This window comes from Lacinutrix sp. MedPE-SW (genome assembly GCF_001874145.1).
GTDB lineage: Bacteria > Bacteroidota > Bacteroidia > Flavobacteriales > Flavobacteriaceae > Lacinutrix.
Genome location: NZ_MPCX01000008.1, coordinates 35,121 through 50,518 on the forward strand (window position 1 = coordinate 35,121; position 15,398 = coordinate 50,518).

The following is a 15,398-nucleotide window of genomic DNA, read 5'->3' on the forward strand; positions in this document are numbered from 1 at the left end:
TTTTAATTTTTCAAAAAAAAACAGTTTAGAAATAGATTTTTAAATCAATTTCGTAATGCTTTTTGTGTTAAATTCCTGTTACTACTGTTTTATTTAATATAAAAATAGAGGTATTTTGTACGCTTAAATTAAGTTTTAATATGCAGGATACACTACAAATTCCTTTTAGATTTAAAGAAACAGTTGAAGATTTAGCAAAAGAATTGTTTTATTGTGCGCTAGAAAATGCTGAAGCACAAGAGCAATTATTGGTTAACATAAAAGCACAATTTTTTTACGTCTCAAAAGCTTTAGATTGTGGGGTGTGTAATACAAAATGGAACCAATTTAAAGCAGGAGTAATTGCACTAAAACCCAAACTAATATTAGATGCTGAAGCAGCTTATAACTGTGATCCAGCAGCAAAAAGTATAAAAGAAGTGTACTTGGCCTATCCTGGTTTTTATGCTATAGCAATGTATCGATTAAGTCATATTTTATGGCAATTAAATATTCCAATTTTACCACGAATGATTTCAGAATATGCTCATGGTATTACAGGAGCAGATATCCATCCAGGAGCAACTATTGGCGATTCATTTTTTATAGATCACGCAACCGGTGTTGTAATAGGTGAAACAGCAATAATTCATAATAATGTTATAATCTATCAAGGTGTAACTTTAGGAGGTATAAAAGTTGAAAAATCACTAAAGAATACAAAAAGGCACCCAACAATTAAAGACAATGTCACCATTTACGCAAATGCCACTATATTAGGTGGCGATGTCGTTATTGGTAAAGGTTCGGTAATTGGAGCAAACGTTTGGATAACTAAATCTATACCAGAAGATTCTTTAGTAACTTACAAATCAGATATTAAAATAACTAATAAATATAGTAGATGAGTATTTTAAAACAAATAGGAAATACACCGTTAGTAGAAGCTACTAATTTATTTTCGAAGCCTAACGTAAAATTATTTTTAAAATTAGAAGGTAATAATCCTGGCGGAAGTGTTAAAGATAGACCAGCTTTTAATATGATTGCCGAAGCAATAAGACGTGGCGATATCGAAAAAGGAGGCCATATTGTTGAAGCTACAAGTGGTAATACAGGTATAGCTTTAGCATACGTTGCAAGTTTATTTGGTTTAAACATATCTTTGGTTATGCCAGAAAACTCTACTATAGAACGCGTAAAAACCATGCGTGCTTATGGAGCCGAAGTTATTTTAACAGATGCCGAAAAAGGTATCGAAGGTTCAAGAGATGTTGCGTTTAGTATGAGAGACGAAAAGGGATACTTATTATTAAATCAATTTGGAAATAACGATAATTGGAAAGCACATTATAAAACCACAGGACCAGAAATTTGGAAAGATACAAACGGTAAAGTTACGCATTTTGTATCTGCAATGGGAACAACTGGAACTATAATGGGAAACTCTACTTTTTTAAAGGAACAAAACAAGAATATTCAAATTATAGGAGCCCAACCAGCAGATGGTTCTAGAATTCCAGGTATTCGTAAATGGTCACCAGGTTACTTACCTAGTATATTTGATGAATCAAAAGTAGATCAAATTATCGAAGTTAGCCAAAATGAAGCTATAGCTATGACTAAACGTTTAGCAAAAGAAGAAGGTATTCTAGCAGGAATGAGTAGCGGCGGATCTGTAGCTACAGCCTTGAAAGTTATAGAAAACTTAGATAATGGAGTTGTTGTTGCTATTGTTTGCGATAGAGGTGATAGGTATTTATCTTCTACATTGTTTGATTAACCTAAATTTATTCACGCAAAAACGCTTACAGTAATTTAAAATATTTTATTTAGTTACATTTGCCTACTAATTCTCCAAAAAAATGAAATACTATTTAGGTTGTTTTTTTATGCTTTATTGTTTTACAGTAACTGCACAAGAAAAAACAAATCCGTTTACAATTGATGCTAATTATTTTTATGGTACTGTTTTAGAGCATAATCCAGATATCGCCCATTTAATTACAGATCATCCTACAGGAGTTATATTAGGTTTTAATCAAAAAACGTTTGGTAATAAAGCTTGGGAAAGTAGATATAACTATCCAGACTACGGCGCATCTTTTATTTACCAGGATATGAAAAATTATCATTTAGGTGAAAATTACGGTTTGTATGCGCACTTTAATTTTTATTTTTTAAACCGAAATTTAAAATTTAGAATTGGTCAAGGTATTGCCTATGCTACTAATCCGTATGATAAAGTTGAAAACTTTAGAAACAATGCCTATGGTTCAGATTTATTAAGTTCAACGTACGTAATGTTGAATTATGATAAGCAAAACATTTTTAAAGGATTTGGTTTACAAGCAGGAATTTCAATTATACATTATTCTAATGCAAACTTTAAAGCACCTAATAATTCAACAAATACATTTGCCTTTAATATAGGAGCAAATTACACTTTAGATTATGATAATCAACCAGACTATATAGCATCTACTGAAGATAAAAAATTCACCGAAAAAATTAAATATAACATTGCATTTAGAGGTGGAGTTAATGAAAGTGATATTAACGATACTGGCCAATTTCCTTTTTATATTTTATCCTTTTATGCAGATAAACGTTTAAACAGAAAATCTTCGATACAAGTAGGAACAGATGTTTTCTTTTCAACATTTTTAAAAGAGCTTATAAAATTCTATTCAATAGCTTACCCATTAAACAATGTTTCAGGAGATGAAGATTATAAGCGTGTTGGTGTATTTGTAGGCCATGAGTTATTTATTAATAAAATGTCTTTTATAACACAGTTAGGCTATTATGTTTATTATCCATACGATTTTGAAGGTCGTGTTTATAATAGAATAGGCTTAAAGCGTTATTTTGGAGATAAAATTTTTGGAGCAATTACATTAAAATCTCATGGAGCAAAAGCAGAAGCTGTTGAGTTTGGTATAGGTGTAAGGTTGTAATTAGTAGTAATTAGAAATCAAATTAAAATGAAAAAACTTATATACATATTAACATTAATACTAGTTAGTAGTTGTAATAACGATAGTGCACCAGATTGTTTTCAAAATTCTGGAGATATTATACAAGAAGAATATTTTGTAGAAGAATTTACTAAAATAACTGTATTTGAGCGTACCGAATTAATAATAAAACAAGCTCCAGAGTACAAAGTAATAGTAGAATCTGGTGAGTATTTAATGGATGATATAGATGTAAGCGTACAAGACGGAAGGTTGTTATTAAAAAACAATAATTCTTGCAATATTACACGTGAATACGGTATTACAAAAGTTTACGTATCTGCACCAAATTTAACCGAAATACGTTCGGCAACCGGTATGCCAACACGTAGTGATGGCGTTTTAAATTATGATACTTTAAAACTCATTTCCGAAGACGATTCAGATAGTACATTACGTTCAGACGGTTTGTTTAATTTGCAAGTAAATTGTAACAATTTACAATTTGTCATAAATAATTTGTCAACGACATTTATAGAAGGTGCTGTAAATAATTTAAGAGTGACTTTTGCTGCTGGTGATGCTCGTTTTGAAGCTAGAAATCTTATTGCTCAAAACGTAACAATTTATCATCGCGGTAGTAATGATATTATTGTAAATCCTCAAGTGTCTTTAACAGCAAATCTAGTAAGTACAGGTGATGTTATTGCAACAAATACACCACCAAATCTAGATATTCAAGAGCAATATAACGGTCGTGTAATATTCGAGTAATAGGTTTTAAGCAGTTAAATCTCTAAACATGCTTTCTAAACTTGCATTCTTTTGGTTAAGTTGTAAGATTTTTAACTCATTATCGTGAGCAAAATCAAACACATGAGAACGCATGTCTTCTTTAGTAGCAAAAGTAATTTCGTAAATAAAATCGTGAGTATTTTTTACACTTTTTACATTAGGTAATCTTAATAAAAAAGGTTCTTCAACACGGTAGTCAAATTCAACAATCACAACTTGTTCTTGTCCTTCTCTAAGTTCACTTAATTTTTTATTGGCTACTATTTCACCTTTATTTATAATAATAACACGATCACACATAGCTTCAACTTCTTGCATAATGTGTGTAGATAAAAACACTGTTTTTTCTTTTCCAATAGCTTTTATTAAGTTTCTAATATCAACTAGTTGATTAGGGTCTAAACCAGTTGTAGGTTCATCTAGAATTAAAACATCTGGATTATGTAATAAAGCATTAGCAAGACCAACACGTTGCCTGTAACCTTTAGAGAGTTGTTGTATTTTTTTATGAGATTCTGGTTGCAAACCTGTTAACGCTATAACCTCTTCAATTCTATCTTTACTCACATTATGTACGTTAGCATTAAAAGCTAAATATTCTCTAACATATAATTCAAGATATAAGGGATTATGTTCTGGTAGGTAACCAACACTTTGCTGTACTAATTTCGAATTTGTTAAAATAGAATGGTTGTTTACAGTAGCTTCGCCTTGTGTAGGGTTTATAAAAGTGGTTAAAATCTTCATCATTGTAGATTTTCCAGCGCCATTAGGTCCAAGAAATCCAACAATTTCAGGTTTTTGAATTTCAAAACTAACATTGTTTAAGGCTATTTGCTCACCGTAAACTTTCGATATATTTTCAACTTTTATAGACATCTAAATTTCTTTTCTCAAAAATAAACATTCTGTAAATTAAACAAAGGTTTGTTTCCAAATCTTTAATTCTTTCAGTAAAACACTAAAATTCACCAATTAGTATTTTGATTTGTGAAATAATTATTTACTTTAGCACTATAAATAAATTATCGCTCACGCGAAAATTATAGATGAGAACAATACAAAATACATATTATAGCTGGTTTTACTTCTTTTTTAGCAAAAAGAACGAGACGCTGTATGTGTAATTTTTGATTAAAAACATATATTTAAACTTAAGTCTCGATTTTATATCGGGACTTTTTTTTTGGAATTAAATTAAAACACGGCAAGTTGAATAAAGCAATAGCAATACAAGGAATACAAGGGTCTTTTCATCATATAGTATCACAAGACTATTTTGGTGAAGCAACTGTTGTAGAAGAGTGTTTGTCTTTTGATGAAACAGTAAACGCCTTATTAAGTGGTAAAACCGATACCGCAATTATGGCGCTCGAAAATTCAATAGCAGGTTCTATAATTCCAAATTATGCTTTAATAGACAATCACAACTTGCAAATAGTTGGAGAGCATTATTTAGATATTCAACATCAATTAATGGCATTGCCTGGTCAAACCATTAATGATATAAAAGAGGTTTACTCGCACCCAATGGCATTATTGCAGTGTAAAACTTTTTTTAAAAATCATCCACATATAAAACTAATAGAAGATAAAGATACTGCAGATGTAGCAAAGCGAATAGCAAAAAATAATTTAAAAGAAACAGCAGCAATAGCAAGTACATTGGCAGCTAAAATTTTTAAACTAGATATTATAGCCAAAAGCATCCAGAGTATAAAACATAATGAAACACGTTTTGTAATAGTAAAATTAAAAGCAGAGCGTAATTTAAAAAATATAAATAAAGCTTCAATTAAATTTCAATTAGACCATAAAAGAGGAAGCTTGGCAGCTTTATTAAATGTAATGAGTGATTGTAAATTAAGTTTAACAAAAATCCAGTCGTTACCTATTGTTGAAACGCCATGGCTTTATTCATTTTTTGTAGATGTGACATTTCAAGACTATAAAGATTTTGAAAAAGCGAAAGCAATAATAGAAATAATGGCCACACATTTTAAAATATTAGGAGAATACAAAAACGCTAAAGTGTAATGGAATTAGCTAAAAGATTACAAACTGTTGAAGAGTACTACTTTTCAAAAAAACTAAAAGAAGTAAGACTTCTTAAAGATACAGGTAAGCCAATAATTAATTTAGGTATTGGTAGTCCAGATTTGCAACCACCAACTCAGGTAGTAGCAGCTATAGTTAATAGTTTAAAAAATGCTAATGCACATAAATACCAAAGCTATCAAGGTTTGCCAGAATTAAGAAGTGCTATTACAGGTTTTTACCATGAGCATTTTAATATTTTTTTAGATGCAAATACAGAGGTTTTACCGTTAATGGGAAGTAAAGAAGGTATTATGCATATTTCTATGGCGTTTTTAAATCCAGGAGATAAAGTTTTAATTCCAAACCCAGGCTACCCAACGTATGCTTCTGTAACTAAATTATTAGAAGCAGAACCTGTTTTTTACGATTTAAAAGATGACAATAACTGGTTTCCAGATTTAGAACTTTTAGAAACTACAAACCTTTCTCAAGTTAAAATTATGTGGATAAATTATCCCCATATGCCAACGGGAGCAAAAGGCAACGAAGCGCAGTTTACAAAATTAGTAGCCTTTGCAAAAAAACATAGTATTCTATTAGTTAACGATAATCCATATAGCTTTATTTTAAATGATAAACCGTTAAGTATATTAAGCGTAGCAGGAGCAAAAGATGTCTGTTTAGAGTTAAACTCTTTAAGTAAAACCTTTAATATGGCTGGTTGGCGAGTAGGTATGCTAGTTGGTAAGCAAACATTTATAAATGCAGTATTAAAAGTGAAAAGTAATATGGATTCTGGTATGTTTTATGGTATTCAAAAAGGTGCAATAGAAGCTTTAAATTGTTCAGAGTTGTGGTATCAAAGTTTAAATAATGTATACAGGCAAAGACGAGACTTAGTATGGAAATTAGCAGCAAAATTAAATTGTACATTTAAAAAGGAAAGTATAGGACTGTTTGTTTGGGCTAAATTACCTCCAGGAATTAAAGCAGAAGAGTTTACAGACAAATTATTAAATCAGTATTTTATTTTTATCGCACCAGGAACAGTTTTTGGTTCTGCCGGCGAAGGATATGTACGTTTTTCCTTATGTGCAAGCAATGAGGATTTAGAAGAAGCAATAGCAAGAGTATGATAAATAATATATACATAATAGGTGTTGGTTTAATAGGAGGTAGCTTTGCTTTAGATATTAAAGAAGCGAGACCTAATGCTACAATTTTTGGAATTGATAGCAATATTGAAAATTTAAATTTAGCTTTAGAACTAAATATAATAGATAAAAAAGCAACACTTACAGATTTAGATAAAGCAGACTTAGTAATTGTAGCAATTCCTGTAGATGCAACTATTGCCATTTTACCAGAAGTATTAGATAAAGTTTCAGATTTTGGACTAGTAATAGATGTAGGTTCTACCAAATTAACAATATGTGATGCTGTTAAAAACCATAGTAAAAGAAGAAATTTTTTAGCCATGCATCCTATTGCAGGAACAGAATTTTCTGGACCAAAAGCAGCAATAAAAAACCTATTTCAACACAAAACAAATATTGTATGTGAAGTAGAAAAAACAGCATTTAAACTCCAAGAAAAAGCACTTAATTTATTTACAGATATTGGAATGCGCATGCGTTATATGAATCCAGAATCTCACGATAAACACATAGCATACATGTCACATCTATCACACATTAGTGCTTTTATGTTGGGCAAAACAGTAATTGAAAAAGAAAAAAATGAAAGAGATATATTTGATATGGCTGGCTCTGGTTTTGAAAGCACAGTACGGTTGGCAAAAAGTAGTCCAGCCATGTGGACACCAATATTTAAACATAATAAAAGTAATGTAATAGAAACATTAAACGACTATATCGCAAACCTTTCGCAATTTAAAAAACTAATAGAAGAGGATAATTACGATGGTGTTTATAACGAAATGCAAGACACCAATTATATTAAACAAATATTAAACGGAATACAGTAAAAACAAAAGCTATTTAATAAGACCTGGTAAAAGAATAAAAACAAGACAATTAAAGAATTATGGAAAATAAAAAAGAAATGAGAAATTGGTTGAATGACATGCAGTTAGATCATCCGTTAGTAATTGCTGGACCATGTAGTGCAGAGACAGAAGAGCAAGTTTTAAAAATAGCTCATGAGCTTAAAGATACAGATGTAAGCTACTATAGAGCTGGAATTTGGAAACCAAGAACACGTCCAGGAAATTTTGAAGGTGTTGGAGCTCTAGGTTTAAAATGGCTTAAAAAAGTAAAAGAAGAAACAGGTATGAAAACCTGTACAGAAGTTGCTAATGCAACGCATGTAAAACTAGCTTTAGAAAACGATGTAGATTTATTATGGATTGGTGCGCGATCTACAGTAAGCCCATTTATAATGCAGGAATTGGCAGATGCTTTAGCAGGAACAGATAAAATTGTTTTAGTAAAAAATCCAGTTAATCCAGATTTAGCTCTATGGTTAGGCGGAATAGAGCGATTATACACTGCAGGAATTAAAAACTTAGGAGCAATACATAGAGGTTTTTCAACATATGAAAAAACAAAATATAGAAACATCCCAGAATGGCAACTAGCAATCGAATTTCAAAATAGATTTCCAGATTTACCATTAATTAACGATCCATCTCACATTACAGGAAAAAGAGATATGGTTTTTGATGTGTCTCAAACCGCACTAGATTTAAATTTCGATGGATTAATGATTGAAACACATTACGATCCAGACAATGCTTGGAGTGATGCTGCACAACAAGTAACGCCAGAAACACTAATACAAATGATGGTGGATTTAAAAATAAGAAAAGAAAGTGATCCAGAAGCAGAATATAACCATGAGCTAGCAAATTTAAGAGCCCAAATAGATGTTGTAGATAATCAACTTATAGATTTGTTAGGGAAACGAATGGAAGTAGCAGATAACATTGGTAAGCTTAAAAAACAAAAAAATGTTGCCGTTTTACAAAGTAAACGTTGGAATGAGATTTTAGGTAAAATGATACTTCAAGGAGATGAAAAGAACCTTAGTGAAGAATTTATTTTAAAAGTTTTTAAAGCCGTTCACCAAGAGTCTATAAATCACCAAGAAAAAATTATTAAAGGATAAAACATTAATATTAGCTTATTAATTGAGCCATTATTAGTTAATACTTTCAAAATTTAATTAATAATGGCATCTTTGTATTACATGACAGGACTAGTTTATAAATCTACAGGAAGTTGGTATACCGTAAAAACCCAAAACGGTGATACATACGAATGCCGTATAAAGGGTAAATTTAGATTAAAAGGTATAAAAAGTACCAACCCAATAGCGGTTGGAGATTATGTGGATTTTGATTTAGATACCAAAAGTGATCAGGAAACAGGAGTAATTAAAAACATTCACGATCGCGAAAATTATATTGTTAGAAAATCTGTTAATCTTTCTAAACAAACACATATAATAGCCTCTAATATCGATCAGGTGTTTTTATTAGTAACCATTAATAATCCGCCAACATTTACCAGTTTTATAGATCGTTTTTTAGTTACAGCAGAAGCTTATGATATTAAAACCATTTTACTGTTTAATAAAATAGATACTTATAATGAAGATACTATTTTAGATGTAAAATACTTAGCACATATTTATAAGCAAATAGGTTACGAAAGTGTTGAGATATCTGCAAAAACAGGTGAAAATATAGATAAAGTAAAAGCTTTAATGCAAGGTAAGGTTAGTATGTTTACAGGACATTCAGGTGTTGGTAAATCAACTTTGGTAAATGCAATAGAACCAAGCTTAGATCTAAAAACAAAAGCAATTTCTTCACAACACATGCAAGGCCAGCATACCACAACATTTGCAGAAATGTTTGACTTAAGTTTTGATGCTAAAATAATAGATACACCAGGCATTAAAGGCTTTGGTGTTGTAGATATGGAAAAAGAAGAAATTGGAGATTATTTTCCAGAATTTTTTGCCTTAAAACAAGATTGCAAATTTAATAACTGTTTACATATCGAAGAGCCTAAATGCGCTGTAAAAGATGCATTAGAAAGAGATGAAATAGCAGCTTCACGTTATACAAGTTATCTTCAAATAATAGAAGGTGATGAGCAGCATTATAGAACAGATATCTGGAACCAGGAATAAAATATTCTTTTTTATAAAACTACATTATGAAAATTGTTATACAAAGAGTTTCACAAGCCAGTGTTACTATTAGTGGTAATAAAGTTGCCAATATTAAAAACGGCCTTTTAATCTTATTAGGTATTATACCAGAAGATACTCAGGATGATATTAATTGGCTAACAAATAAAATAGCAAATCTTCGTATTTTTAATGATGAAAATGGAGTGATGAATAAATCACTACTAAACAGTAATGGCGAAGTAATTGTTGTTAGTCAGTTTACTCTTTTTGCTAGTACAAAAAAAGGCAACAGGCCAAGTTATATAAAAGCAGCCAAGCCAGAAGTAGCGATACCTTTATACCAAGCATTTAATAAAACTTTAGAAACCATATTAAACAAACCTGTTCAAACAGGCGAGTTTGGAGCAGATATGAAAGTAGAATTACTAAATGATGGTCCTGTTACAATAATTATAGATTCTAAAAATAGAGAATAAAATGGATATTAAAAACGCACAAATAGAAGTAGATAATTGGATTAAAAATCATGGCGTTCGCTATTTTAATGAGCTTACAAACATGGCTCAATTAACAGAAGAAGTTGGAGAAGTAGCAAGAATAATTGCCAGACGTTATGGAGAGCAAAGTGAAAAAGAAAGCGATAAAAATAAAGATTTAGGCGAAGAATTAGCAGATGTTATGTTTGTAGTGTTGTGTTTAGCAAACCAAACCGGAATAAACTTGCAGGAAGCTTTCGATAAAAAACTAGATATAAAAACAAAACGAGACCACGATAGGCACCATAATAACAAAAAACTTAAGTAGCAATTTTGTTATTTTAATACGGAAGAAATCCATTACTACACTCCATGAATTTACAACTTGAAAAATCAAGCATAAAAAAGCAAACAGCTATCCAAGTCACTGGATCTAAAAGTGAGACTAATCGTTTATTACTTTTACAGGCATTATATCCTAACATTGAAATTAAAAATATTTCAAATAGTGACGACTCGCAATTAATGACCAAAGCATTAGCTTCAAAAAATAAGGTTGTCGATATTCATCATGCAGGAACTGCAATGCGATTTCTAACCGCTTTCTTTGCTTTAAAACAAGATAGAGAAACCATTTTAACCGGTTCTAAACGTATGAAAGAAAGGCCAATTAAAATTTTAGTTGATGCCTTAAATCAATTAGGAGCTAAAATAACATACCAAGAAAACGAAGGCTATCCACCCATTTTAATAAAAGGAAAAAAACTAACAAAGCATCAGGTTGCTTTAAGTGCAGACGTTAGTAGTCAATATATTTCGGCATTACTGTTAATAGCTTCAAAATTAGAAAATGGTATAGAGTTAACCTTAAACGGAAAAATAACTTCGGTGCCTTATATAAACATGACTTTAAGCTTATTAAACCAAATAGGCATTGAAACACAGTTTGAAAATAATAAAATAACAGTTAAACCAAAAAACGAAACACAAACAGTTAAAAAGAGTTTAACTGTAGAGTCAGACTGGTCATCAGCATCCTATTTTTATAGTATAGTAGCATTATCTAACTTTGGTACAATAATAGAGTTGGCTTCGTATAAAGAAAATAGTCTACAAGGCGATTCGGTATTAGCAAAATTATATGAAAGTTTTGGAGTGACAACAACATTTAAAAACACAACTATAATTTTAGAAAAAACCAAAGTTATATCAAAAAATACCATAATAAATTTCGATTTAGCAAATGCACCAGATATAGCTCAAACCATTGCAGTTTCAGCTTTTGCATTAGGTTTAAAATGTGATTTAACAGGATTACACACATTAAAAATTAAAGAAACAGATAGGTTACAAGCATTAAAAACAGAAATAGAAAAACTTGGAGGTACAGTAAATATTACAAATAATAGCTTACATCTTGAAGTATCAACACACATAAACAGCGACATTTCTATTAGTACATATAACGACCATAGAATGGCAATGGCATTTGCACCTTTGGCATTAAAAGTACCAATAGAAATAGAAGACTATATGGTAGTTTCTAAATCTTATCCTACGTTTTGGGAAGACTTAAAAAGCTTAGGTTTTCAAAATAAAGCATAAAAACAATCAAAAGGTTAAAAGATTATTGTCAATACTAAATAATAATTGGCTATTTACTTGACAACGCCTATGTTGAGATTGTATATTTGCAACATTCTAAAAAATAAATATGATTGACGTAAAAATGAAATTATCACACTTCAACTTCGATTTACCTGAAGAGCTTTTAGCTGAATACCCATCAGAAAACAGAGACGAGTCTCGTTTAATGGTACTTAACAGAAAAGAACAAACAATAGAACACAAGCAGTTTAAAGATCTTATTGATTATTTTGATGAAGAAGATGTAATGATCTTAAACAATACTAAGGTTTTTCCTGCACGTTTATTTGGAAACAAAGAAAAAACAGGAGCTAGAATCGAAGTGTTTTTATTACGTGAATTAAACGAAGAGCAACGTCTTTGGGATGTATTAGTAGATCCAGCAAGAAAAATTAGAATAGGAAATAAATTATACTTTGGAGACGATGAGTCTTTAGTAGCAGAAGTTATAGATAATACAACCTCTAGAGGTAGAACATTACGTTTTTTATATGATGGTTCTTATAAAGAGTTTAGAAATAAACTTAAAGAATTAGGTGAAACACCTTTACCAAAATACATTAAAAGAGATGTAGAGCCAGAAGACGAAGACCGTTACCAAACAATTTTCGCTAAAAATGAAGGAGCAGTAGCAGCACCAACAGCAGGTATGCACTTTTCTAAACATTTATTAAAGCGTTTAGAAATTAAAGGTATTGATTTCGCAGAGGTAACCTTACATGTTGGTTTAGGTACATTTAATCCAGTTGAGGTAGAAGATTTATCTAAGCACAAAATGGATAGTGAAGAGGTAACAATTGGACCTAAAACCGTAGAGCGTATTAATAGAGCTTTAAAAGATAAAAAGCGTATTTGTGCAGTAGGAACTACAGCAATGCGTGCAGTAGAAAGTGCAGTATCTTCTAGCAATACATTAAATGAAATTGATGGATGGACAAATAAATTTATTTTCCCTCCATACGATTTTAGTATAGCAAACTGTATGATTACTAACTTTCATACACCAAAATCTACGTTGTTAATGATGGCTTCTGCATTTGCAGGTCATGATTTTATTAAAAGAGCATACGAAGAGGCTGTAAAAGAAAAATACAAATTTTATAGTTATGGAGATGCAATGTTAATTATATAACATTTCCAAACTAAACAAACCTAGGCCTTATTAAGAACATCTTGATAAGGCCTTTTATATTATTTATAATTACTTAAAGTGAAAATACTCAATGCTTTCACTACTTTTGTAACATAATGGCAGATAAAAAAAAGGACATAAGAGCATTATCAAAAGAGCAACTGCGCGAATTTTTTGTAAAAGAAGGAGATAAAGCCTTTAGAGGCAATCAAGTGTACGAGTGGCTTTGGGGAAAAGGCGCTCATACTTTTGAAGATATGACAAATATCTCTAAAGAAACGCGCCAAATGCTTCAGGATAACTTTGTAATAAACCACATAAGTGTAGATACCATGCAACGTAGTAGTGATGGTACAGTAAAAAATGCTGTAAAATTACACGATGGTTTAATTGTAGAGTCGGTATTAATTCCAACCGAAACTAGAACCACAGCATGTGTATCTAGTCAAGTTGGGTGTAGTTTAGATTGTAAGTTTTGTGCAACATCACGTTTAAAACGTATGCGTAATCTTAATCCAGATGAAATTTACGACCAAGTTGTTGCTATAGATAAAGAGAGTAAGTTATATTTTAACAGGCCATTAAGTAACATTGTATTCATGGGTATGGGAGAACCACTCATGAATTATAATAATGTTATGAAAGCGATAGATAAAATCACTTCTCCAGAAGGTTTGGGTATGTCTCCAAAGCGTATAGTGGTTTCTACATCTGGTGTACCAAAAATGATTAAAAAAATGGCAGATGATGCTGTTAAGTTTAATCTTGCGGTATCATTACATTCTGCAATAGATGAGGTAAGAACAGAGATTATGCCTTTTAATGCAACGTTTCCACTTGAAGATTTAAAAGAAGCTTTAGAATATTGGTACGAGAAAACACAACGTAAAATTACTTACGAATATGTTGTTTGGGATGGTATAAACGATAGAAGAGAAGATATTAATGCCTTAGTAAAATTCTGTAAGTATGTGCCATGTAAAATAAACATTATAGAATATAACCCAATAGACGATGGCCAATTTCAACAAGCCTCAAGTAGCGCAATAGATAACTACATACAAGCTTTAGAAAGTAATAATATTGTAGTTAATGTTAGACGCAGTCGCGGTAAAGATATCGATGCCGCTTGCGGGCAATTAGCAAATAAATCATAAAAAAAAAAGCGACCAATTGGTCGCTTTTTCTATAATCGGTAATTTTTAACTTTTTATAAATTTAAAAGTTTTAGTGCCTTTTTTGGTAATGACTTTAGCTAAGTATACACCATCATTTAATGTCGATAATTCTGTAGTGTTTTCGTTTCCACTAATTTTATTATTTACAACAAGCTTTCCTAAAATATCATAAATCTCTAAGTTGTTTAAGTCGTTTTGTGGAGAATTTAATTTTAATTCTTTAGTATCATTATCGTAAAAATGAGAAAAAGAATTTAATGCAAATTCATCAACCGATAGTGCTTCATCATTAGTTCTAAAATTATCCATGTGTGCAAAACCACCATAGTTATCATGAGAAAATCTAAATTGCTCAATATCTGTGTTTGGTGTAGCAACCAATCCTGTATATATTGAAGTGTCATCAATAAATACTTCAATACCTCCACCAGTAGTAAATTCTACACGTAAATTAAACCAAGTTAATGGTGTCCAATCTACTAAAGTGTCGTCCAGAATTATAGTACTTGTACCAGTACCATCATCTGCTAAAATACTTATATCACCAGTGTATGTAAACCTTACATAAGTAACAAATGCACCATCAGTTAAATTTACAAATCCAAAAATAAAATCTGAAGTTGTAGAAGAATCAAATGTATCTAAATATAAATCTGCAGAGAATACAGCATCAACATAAGATACCGGAGTAGCATAATCATAAAAAGCACCTACAATTGGGTTTTGTTGACCTCCAAAAGCACCTTCAGGTACAATTTTAAGAGAGTATGTTCCGTCTGATGCTTGCTCATCACTAATAACTTGGTTAGCAATAAATCCACCAGCACCATCGCCAGTAGTGACCCAACCGTTTTGACCGTACACATCTCCAAGAGAATAAGTTGGCGCTTCAAACGAAATTGTTTCTTGAGCGTTACTAACCGTAATCGTTAGCATTAATAAAAATAAAAAAGTAATTTTTTTCATATTAAAAAGATTTAAATAGTTGACTACTAAAAGTAGAAATTTCTTATTGTTAATCAAACTC

16 protein-coding genes are annotated in these 15,398 nt (G+C 30.9%); 14 read left to right on the forward strand and 2 right to left on the reverse strand.

The genetic code is table 11. The annotated features are described in order from the left end of the window. Positions 1 to 140 precede the first annotated feature (140 nt). From epsC to BM549_RS08860, 4 genes are all read left to right on the forward strand, one after another. Positions 141 to 887, forward strand: a complete 747-nt coding sequence (gene epsC, locus BM549_RS08845) for a serine O-acetyltransferase EpsC (RefSeq protein ID WP_290469944.1) — start codon at positions 141 to 143, stop codon at positions 885 to 887. Beyond that, positions 884 to 1,762, forward strand: coding sequence for a cysteine synthase CysM (gene cysM, locus BM549_RS08850; RefSeq protein WP_290469945.1), 879 nt, complete (start codon positions 884 to 886; stop codon positions 1,760 to 1,762). The genes epsC and cysM overlap by 4 nt, the downstream gene beginning before the upstream one ends. An 82-nt stretch (positions 1,763 to 1,844) precedes the next feature. Beyond that, positions 1,845 to 2,939: an acyloxyacyl hydrolase gene (locus BM549_RS08855; protein ID WP_290469946.1), complete on the forward strand. Its 1,095-nt coding sequence runs from the start codon at positions 1,845 to 1,847 to the stop codon at positions 2,937 to 2,939. Positions 2,940 to 2,966: 27 nt separating this feature from the next. Next, the gene (locus BM549_RS08860; RefSeq protein ID WP_290469947.1) at positions 2,967 to 3,713 is read left to right on the forward strand and encodes a head GIN domain-containing protein; all 747 of its coding nucleotides are present in this window, start codon (positions 2,967 to 2,969) and stop codon (positions 3,711 to 3,713) included. A gap of 6 nt (positions 3,714 to 3,719) precedes the next feature. Here BM549_RS08860 and gldA read toward each other — a convergent pair whose 3' ends face one another. Further along, positions 3,720 to 4,613, reverse strand: coding sequence for a gliding motility-associated ABC transporter ATP-binding subunit GldA (gene gldA, locus BM549_RS08865; protein ID WP_290469948.1), 894 nt, complete (start codon positions 4,611 to 4,613; stop codon positions 3,720 to 3,722). A 333-nt stretch (positions 4,614 to 4,946) separates the two neighbouring features. On the opposite strand from gldA, the gene BM549_RS08870 reads away from it, so the two are divergent. From BM549_RS08870 to rlmN, 10 genes are all read left to right on the forward strand, one after another. Continuing rightward, positions 4,947 to 5,771: a prephenate dehydratase gene (locus BM549_RS08870; RefSeq protein ID WP_290469949.1), complete on the forward strand. Its 825-nt coding sequence runs from the start codon at positions 4,947 to 4,949 to the stop codon at positions 5,769 to 5,771. Then, positions 5,771 to 6,910 (forward strand): aminotransferase class I/II-fold pyridoxal phosphate-dependent enzyme, encoded by a 1,140-nt coding sequence (locus BM549_RS08875; protein WP_290469950.1) that lies wholly within the window; start codon positions 5,771 to 5,773, stop codon positions 6,908 to 6,910. The genes BM549_RS08870 and BM549_RS08875 overlap by 1 nt, the downstream gene beginning before the upstream one ends. Then, a complete protein-coding gene (locus BM549_RS08880; protein WP_290469951.1) occupies positions 6,907 to 7,761 on the forward strand; it encodes a prephenate dehydrogenase in 855 nt (284 codons plus the stop codon). The genes BM549_RS08875 and BM549_RS08880 overlap by 4 nt, the downstream gene beginning before the upstream one ends. 59 nt (positions 7,762 to 7,820) lie before the next feature. Continuing rightward, the gene (locus BM549_RS08885) at positions 7,821 to 8,903 is read left to right on the forward strand and encodes a bifunctional 3-deoxy-7-phosphoheptulonate synthase/chorismate mutase type II (protein ID WP_290469952.1); all 1,083 of its coding nucleotides are present in this window, start codon (positions 7,821 to 7,823) and stop codon (positions 8,901 to 8,903) included. A gap of 81 nt (positions 8,904 to 8,984) precedes the next feature. Beyond that, positions 8,985 to 9,935, forward strand: a complete 951-nt coding sequence (gene rsgA / locus BM549_RS08890) for a ribosome small subunit-dependent GTPase A (RefSeq protein WP_290470029.1) — start codon at positions 8,985 to 8,987, stop codon at positions 9,933 to 9,935. Between the two features lie 26 nt (positions 9,936 to 9,961). Continuing rightward, positions 9,962 to 10,414, forward strand: a complete 453-nt coding sequence (gene dtd, locus BM549_RS08895) for a D-aminoacyl-tRNA deacylase (RefSeq protein WP_290469953.1) — start codon at positions 9,962 to 9,964, stop codon at positions 10,412 to 10,414. Between the two features lies 1 nt (position 10,415). Continuing rightward, a complete protein-coding gene (locus BM549_RS08900; RefSeq protein ID WP_013869084.1) occupies positions 10,416 to 10,742 on the forward strand; it encodes a nucleotide pyrophosphohydrolase in 327 nt (108 codons plus the stop codon). Between the two features lie 44 nt (positions 10,743 to 10,786). Beyond that, positions 10,787 to 12,019: a 3-phosphoshikimate 1-carboxyvinyltransferase gene (locus tag BM549_RS08905; protein WP_290469954.1), complete on the forward strand. Its 1,233-nt coding sequence runs from the start codon at positions 10,787 to 10,789 to the stop codon at positions 12,017 to 12,019. Between the two features lie 124 nt (positions 12,020 to 12,143). Then, a complete protein-coding gene (gene queA, locus BM549_RS08910; protein WP_041301670.1) occupies positions 12,144 to 13,193 on the forward strand; it encodes a tRNA preQ1(34) S-adenosylmethionine ribosyltransferase-isomerase QueA in 1,050 nt (349 codons plus the stop codon). 116 nt (positions 13,194 to 13,309) lie between these two features. Continuing rightward, positions 13,310 to 14,350 (forward strand): 23S rRNA (adenine(2503)-C(2))-methyltransferase RlmN, encoded by a 1,041-nt coding sequence (gene rlmN / locus BM549_RS08915; protein WP_290469955.1) that lies wholly within the window; start codon positions 13,310 to 13,312, stop codon positions 14,348 to 14,350. Between the two features lie 45 nt (positions 14,351 to 14,395). Here rlmN and BM549_RS08920 read toward each other — a convergent pair whose 3' ends face one another. Continuing rightward, entirely contained in the window at positions 14,396 to 15,337 is a 942-nt protein-coding gene (locus tag BM549_RS08920) for a T9SS type A sorting domain-containing protein (protein ID WP_290469956.1), read from the reverse strand. Positions 15,338 to 15,398 lie beyond the last annotated feature (61 nt).

Bases quoted from the DNA above. Each gene is read 5' to 3' on its own strand.
- epsC (WP_290469944.1), top strand. From the start codon at position 141: ATGCAGGATACACTACAAATTCCTTTTAGATTTAAAGAAACAGTTGAA.
- cysM (WP_290469945.1), top strand. From the start codon at position 884: ATGAGTATTTTAAAACAAATAGGAAATACACCGTTAGTAGAAGCTACT.
- BM549_RS08855 (WP_290469946.1), top strand. From the start codon at position 1,845: ATGAAATACTATTTAGGTTGTTTTTTTATGCTTTATTGTTTTACAGTA.
- BM549_RS08860 (WP_290469947.1), top strand. From the start codon at position 2,967: ATGAAAAAACTTATATACATATTAACATTAATACTAGTTAGTAGTTGT.
- gldA (WP_290469948.1), bottom strand. From the start codon at position 4,613: ATGTCTATAAAAGTTGAAAATATATCGAAAGTTTACGGTGAGCAAATA.
- BM549_RS08875 (WP_290469950.1), top strand. From the start codon at position 5,771: ATGGAATTAGCTAAAAGATTACAAACTGTTGAAGAGTACTACTTTTCA.
- BM549_RS08880 (WP_290469951.1), top strand. From the start codon at position 6,907: ATGATAAATAATATATACATAATAGGTGTTGGTTTAATAGGAGGTAGC.
- BM549_RS08885 (WP_290469952.1), top strand. From the start codon at position 7,821: ATGGAAAATAAAAAAGAAATGAGAAATTGGTTGAATGACATGCAGTTA.
- rsgA (WP_290470029.1), top strand. From the start codon at position 8,985: ATGACAGGACTAGTTTATAAATCTACAGGAAGTTGGTATACCGTAAAA.
- dtd (WP_290469953.1), top strand. From the start codon at position 9,962: ATGAAAATTGTTATACAAAGAGTTTCACAAGCCAGTGTTACTATTAGT.
- BM549_RS08900 (WP_013869084.1), top strand. From the start codon at position 10,416: ATGGATATTAAAAACGCACAAATAGAAGTAGATAATTGGATTAAAAAT.
- BM549_RS08905 (WP_290469954.1), top strand. From the start codon at position 10,787: ATGAATTTACAACTTGAAAAATCAAGCATAAAAAAGCAAACAGCTATC.
- queA (WP_041301670.1), top strand. From the start codon at position 12,144: ATGAAATTATCACACTTCAACTTCGATTTACCTGAAGAGCTTTTAGCT.
- rlmN (WP_290469955.1), top strand. From the start codon at position 13,310: ATGGCAGATAAAAAAAAGGACATAAGAGCATTATCAAAAGAGCAACTG.
- BM549_RS08920 (WP_290469956.1), bottom strand. From the start codon at position 15,337: ATGAAAAAAATTACTTTTTTATTTTTATTAATGCTAACGATTACGGTT.